The organism is Mesorhizobium sp. M7A.F.Ca.ET.027.02.1.1, from assembly GCF_004022985.1.
Taxonomy (GTDB): Bacteria; Pseudomonadota; Alphaproteobacteria; order Rhizobiales; family Rhizobiaceae; genus Mesorhizobium.
Genome location: NZ_RZOL01000420.1, coordinates 1 through 5211, shown reverse-complemented (window position 1 = coordinate 5211; position 5211 = coordinate 1). Strand labels below are relative to the sequence as shown.

Annotated in this window: 4 protein-coding genes; all 4 read right to left on the bottom strand. The window is 62.3% G+C overall.

What is annotated here, in order from left to right; genetic code table 11:
- Window positions 1-3: 3 nt before the first annotated feature.
- The 4 genes from EN749_RS30190 to EN749_RS30175 all read right to left on the bottom strand — a co-directional run bounded on the left by EN749_RS30190 (window position 4) and on the right by EN749_RS30175 (window position 5136).
- Window positions 4-1317: an O-antigen ligase gene (locus EN749_RS30190; RefSeq protein ID WP_128287578.1), complete on the bottom strand. Its 1314-nt coding sequence runs from the start codon at window positions 1315-1317 to the stop codon at window positions 4-6.
- Window positions 1318-1524: 207 nt separating this feature from the next.
- On the bottom strand, window positions 1525-2352 hold the full coding sequence (locus tag EN749_RS30185; RefSeq protein WP_128287579.1) for an SDR family NAD(P)-dependent oxidoreductase: 828 nt from the start codon (window positions 2350-2352) through the stop codon (window positions 1525-1527).
- Window positions 2353-2440: 88 nt separating this feature from the next.
- A complete protein-coding gene (locus EN749_RS30180) occupies window positions 2441-2935 on the bottom strand; it encodes an acetone carboxylase subunit gamma (protein ID WP_128364530.1) in 495 nt (164 codons plus the stop codon).
- A complete protein-coding gene (locus tag EN749_RS30175) occupies window positions 2932-5136 on the bottom strand; it encodes a hydantoinase B/oxoprolinase family protein (RefSeq protein WP_128364529.1) in 2205 nt (734 codons plus the stop codon). The genes EN749_RS30180 and EN749_RS30175 overlap by 4 nt, the downstream gene beginning before the upstream one ends.
- Window positions 5137-5211: the final 75 nt, after the last annotated feature.

Genomic DNA, 5211 nt, shown 5'->3' with positions numbered 1-5211 from the left:
AGTTTATGAGGGACCTGCGCCCGCCGGACGGCCGGCATACCGAGGCCAGTCAGTCTCGCCCCCGGCCGCGTCAGCCGGCTCCAGAGCCGGTGACCGCCGCCTGCGGGTAACGGGCAGCCGCACCAGCTTGAAGAAGCTGAAATACATCAGGAAAGAACCCATGATGTAGGGGTTCAGTATCTCGACCTCGACGAAGGAGCGGATCAGCAGCAGGACCATCACGCCGAAAAGGATCACCGAGTCCGCCTGCCATGCCTTGAAGATCACCGCCGAGACGTGGCCGTAGAGCGTGCGCAGCATGATCAGCGACACCAGCGTCGCTCCGACGAAGCCGAGTTCGACGAGGGCCTCGATATAGGTGTTGTGGAAGTGGAAGCCGGTGCGGGTGGTGATGTAGAATTCGTTCCACAGCCGCTCGGCTTCAGCGAAGCCCTGCACCCAATAGGCGGCATAGCCGACGCCGAGAATCGGCGATTTCTGGACCGTGTTCCAGCCTTGCTCCCACAGATAGGTTCGCCCGGTGAGCGTCGAATCCTTGCCGAAGAGGCCGAGGACGAAGTCCATCAGCCCGAGATTCAAGGCGACGAAGGCCGTCACGACCAGCAGGCCGGCGCCGATCAGGAAGATGACCCGGCGATAGCGGCGTGACAGAAGTTTGCTCATCGCAAGAAGCGCCACCAGCGCCAGAACCGCGGGTATCGACGCCATCGAGGTGGCGGAATGCGAAGCGACCAGGACATAGGCCGACAGCAGCACAACGGGCACCGCCAGGATGAAGCTGAGCCGGCCGCGCCTGTAGAAAGCAAGGAAGACAACGCAGAAATAGATGCCGAGCGAGCCGACAAAGCCGATCTGATTCTTGGAGGCGAAGGCGCCGACGAAGTTCACGGTGCCGTCGAGAACATCCTCGGAATAGTTCCCGACCTTCAGCGAATAGATGAGGACGACGAATATCCCGACCAGCGCCCCTATGGTCAGCGTGCGCACGCTGACGGTGCGCGCAGCTATGTAGGCGCAGGCAATATGGGAAAAATACTGGACCGACGTCCTCGCGGTGACGCCGGGAGCCTGTGACCAGAAAACCGAGAAGCAGATATAGGCCGCAAACAGCAGCGGCAGCCAGGCGCTGGACAGATGCCGCAGAAACCGCCGGTAGTCGACCAGGATGAGCGGAAGCCAGACCGCATAATAGGCCAGGATCAAGATCTGGCCGAAGATGACCGAATAGGAAAACGCCCAGATCGAAACGGCTACGGCAAAGGCGCCATAGACCGAGTTCTTCTCGGGATCGATCAGCAGTGACTTTGGAATCTTCATCTCAGGGTTCTGCCGACACGACCCGGGGCCGGGGCCGGCAAGCCATGAGCCGGCCGGAATCTTCGCAAATATGGGCGTGCAATAAACGGCGTCTCCATTGTGCAGTGCAATATAACCTATTGCGCCCTGTGCTCAATGGCAAATCCGGTCACCTTGTCTTACAGCGAGGCATCTGCGGAGAGATCAGCAGGTCGCGCGTCCGAGATGCTACCAAAGCGCTCCGCCGGTGATCTGGATGTTCTCCATGGTGATGCCCTTGGCAAGATCCGAGCACAGGAAGACCGCCAGACCGGCAATCTCCTGCGGCTGCAGCATGCGCTGCTGCGGGTTGCCTTTGGCGATCTCGGCCATCGCTTCCTCAGCGGTGCGCCCCTTGCCTTCGCGCTCGACGACCTGCGCCACATTGCGGCGCATCAGTTCGGTCTCGACCCAGGTCGGGCTGATCATGACGCAGGTGACGCCATGCGCCGCCCCTTCCAGGGCCACGCAGCGCGTGAGGCCGAGAAGGCCGGCCTTGGACGCGCAGTAGGCTGGGTTGTCCTTCCAGCCGACCGAGGCGGCGGTTGAGCCGATGTTGACGATGCGGCCCCAGCCGCGTTCGATCATGCCCGGCAGTACCGCACGCGTGACGCGGAAGGCGCCCGTCAGGTTGGTATCGACGATCTTGTCCCATAGCGCGTCGGAATGGCCGCAGACCGGCTGCTCCGCGGTCGTCCCAGCGGCATTGACCAGGATATCGGCGGGGCCGATGGCCACCTCGGCGTCAGCCGCGAACCGATTGGCGACGTCGCTGTCGCGCACGTCTAGATGAGCGGCGTGAACCCTCGTTCCGTGGGCGGCAAGAGCCGCACGCACGCGCCCGATCTCGTCCGCGCCGGGATAATACGCGGCATCGGACCTGTCGACGCCGGCCGGCGCGATGTAGGAGCCGACGGCGACATTGGCGCCAGCTTCAGCCAAAGCCGTGGCAATGGCAAAGCCCATGCCCGAGAACCCACCGGTGACGATGGCGCTACGGCCGGAAAGGTTGTTCATGGCGCACCGTCTCCACTTCGTTCCGGGCAGGCAATCAGGCCTGACCGTATTTGGCAATCGCACCGGCGCAGCCTCCATCGCCAGCGTTTCATGTTTGCTGGAGCGGCTTGCCTAGCCATTCGCGATAGAAGCCTTCGAGGTCGGGCTCGAAATCGTGGACGATGGGATAGCCAGGTGCCGCCGCTTCCACTTCGTGCAGCGTGCCGCATTGCGGACAGATGAATTCGCGGATCTCCATCCATTCGGGATCGGGGAGATCGCTGTTGGGATAGATTTCGCGCAAAGCCTCCTCGGTGTTGCGGACGTTGATCGCGGCGTTGAGCTTCCAGTTCTTGCGATAGTCGCCGAAGGAGTGGCCGCATTCGCAGCGGGTAATGCGCTCATCGCCGCTCTGGCAGATGAACAGATGGTCCGAGACCGGCAGCAGGATCGGGTCCTTCCAGGCAACGCGATCCTGATAGACGGCAACCATCTTGAAGAAACGGTCATCGTCCTTGTAGGCACTCATGATCCGCCTTGTCTGTGGCCAAGGCAGCTTGCCTGCGGCCAGATCGCCCAGGACTTCCTTGCTATACGAGGTCATGGCTTTGCTCCCGGCATGAAGATCGATATGGCATCGACGTTCCAGAACTCGCTGAATTCGCTGGTGAAGCGCGGCGACAGCTTGATCGCGCTGGCGTACATTTTCTTCACCTCGGGGGCGAAATCGGCCTTTTCGACACGACCACGCTCCTTGGCGATCCAATCCACCACAGGGACCGCCTTGGCCAGACGCTCCTTGCGCATGGCGGCGCGGCGCTCGACCGTGGCGTCGATATCGGCGATGGGATAGCCGTCTTCATCGTCCTTCAGCACAATGCCGAAAACCTGGTCCGCCGCTTGCCGGGTGAGAAAGCCGTTCTCGACATCCCAGGCGGTCTTGATCGGATCGCGCTCCAGTACGTCGCCGTAACCACCGCCGCCATTGTAGGAATGGCTGAAGATGTCGCCGGATTTGTGCGGCGCAGTGATGTAGGGGCCCTCGACCACGACATGGTCGCCACCGATGTTCCGCTCGTAGTCGGAGACATGCGGATCGATGCCGGGCGCATGCGCCAGCGGTTCGCCTTTTGCCGCGAGTTCGTGAATGTCTGAGTTGCGCACGGCGCGATGCTTCTGGCAGGTCGGCGCCGGATAACCGCCGCACATGCCGGCGTTGTCGAACACACGCGAAGAATGTTCGGAGGTGTGGAGCCGCAGATGCGACGTCTTGTTGATCAGCCAGGTCGAGACGAAGGAACAGCCGCCGCGATATTTGCCGGCACCGCCGGAGTTGGGCACGATCGAGCGGCCGATATAGACCATCGGCATGGACTGTTCCCAGACCTCGATGTTGCCCATGTCGGATTCCGGGTTCCAGCCGACATAGGCGGTGTCGAGACCATCCTTGATGGCGAGCGCGCCGGAGCCGGCGGCGGCGCATTCAAAATGGGCCATGCCGAACGGCGAGCCGTACTGGCTCTGGCCACCCATCTCGATCATCGGGCTGTTGACCTGACCGACGAAGGCCTCCTCGACGAAGCCGCGCGCGATAAAACTGCGCGACAAAAGCCGCTGGAAGACGCCATAGGCTGGCAGCAGCAGCGCCCACGAGGTGGCGGTCGCCACCATCTCGTTGTCGGGATTGGTCCAGGTGCCGTGCGGCAGTTTCAGTTCGGTCGCCATCCAGGCGCCGTCATTGACCAGCCCTTCGAAATTCATGTGCTGGGTCAAGGTGACGAACATGCCGCCATCCATGCCGGCCGGCGTGCAGTTCATCGAATGGTAGCCCCAGGGCTGCGTGCCCTCGAAGTCCATGGTGATCTTGCCGTCGGTGGTGATCTCCATCTCGATCGGGATGTTGTAGAGCCAGTCCGGATCGCCGAGCAGCTGGAAGCCGGGTTTGCCTGCGGTGACGTGGCCGTAAAAAGTGTGGCCGCGATAGATTCCGGGGACGGTGAGCTGGCGGGTGCGGGCGAGCTGGGCACGGCGGCCTTCCTCGATGAACTCCTTCGACACCTTCATCCAGTAGTCGAGGCCGATCTCGGAGATGAGCTGCTTGACGCTTTCGCGCATATCGATGCAGGAGGCGACCTTGGCCTTCTCGTCCAGCACCCAGTAGATCGGCATGCGCAGATTGCGCTCGCAGCGGATGACGTAGTCGCGGCGGATCTCGTCGTTCTCGCCGATCTTCTCGGCGCAGACGAACAGACCCTCGGTGAAGCGCTCCTGCGCGAGACACACATCACCGCCTGGGGTAATGCCGCCGGCCTCCAGCTCGTGGCAGACGGCGCCGGCCCAGCCGACAAGCGTGCCTTCATGAAAGATCGGCACCACGTCCATCACGTCGGGCACCTGCACGGTGCCTATGAAGGCGTCGTTGTTGGCGAAGATGTCGCCTTCGCGGATGCGCGGGTTGTCCTCGTAGCCGTTTTTGATCATCCATTTGATGAAGCGGCTCATCGTATGGACGTGCACCATGATGCCGTTGGAGAGAGCGATGGCGTCGCCCTCGGGCGTGTAGATGGCGACCACCATTTCGCCGACCTCGCGCACGCCGGGCGAGGCCGAGATGCGGCGCGCCATTTCGCGTGCCGAGACGCAATAGGCGCGCAGCTTGGTGTGCAGCGTCTCGAATTTCAGCGGATCCTGGTTGCGCAGCGTGAGTTCCGTGATGCCGTCATAGCAGCCGGTCTCCTCCATCAGCCGCTCGGAATCGAGCAGTCTTTCGCGAAGGCGCAGGGCCGAGGCAGGTTTGTCCAACATGGCGGTCGCCCTCTCAAGCGTGGGTGTAGTGCAGCAGCGTCCATTCATCGACATGGACACGGTCCTGCGGATGAA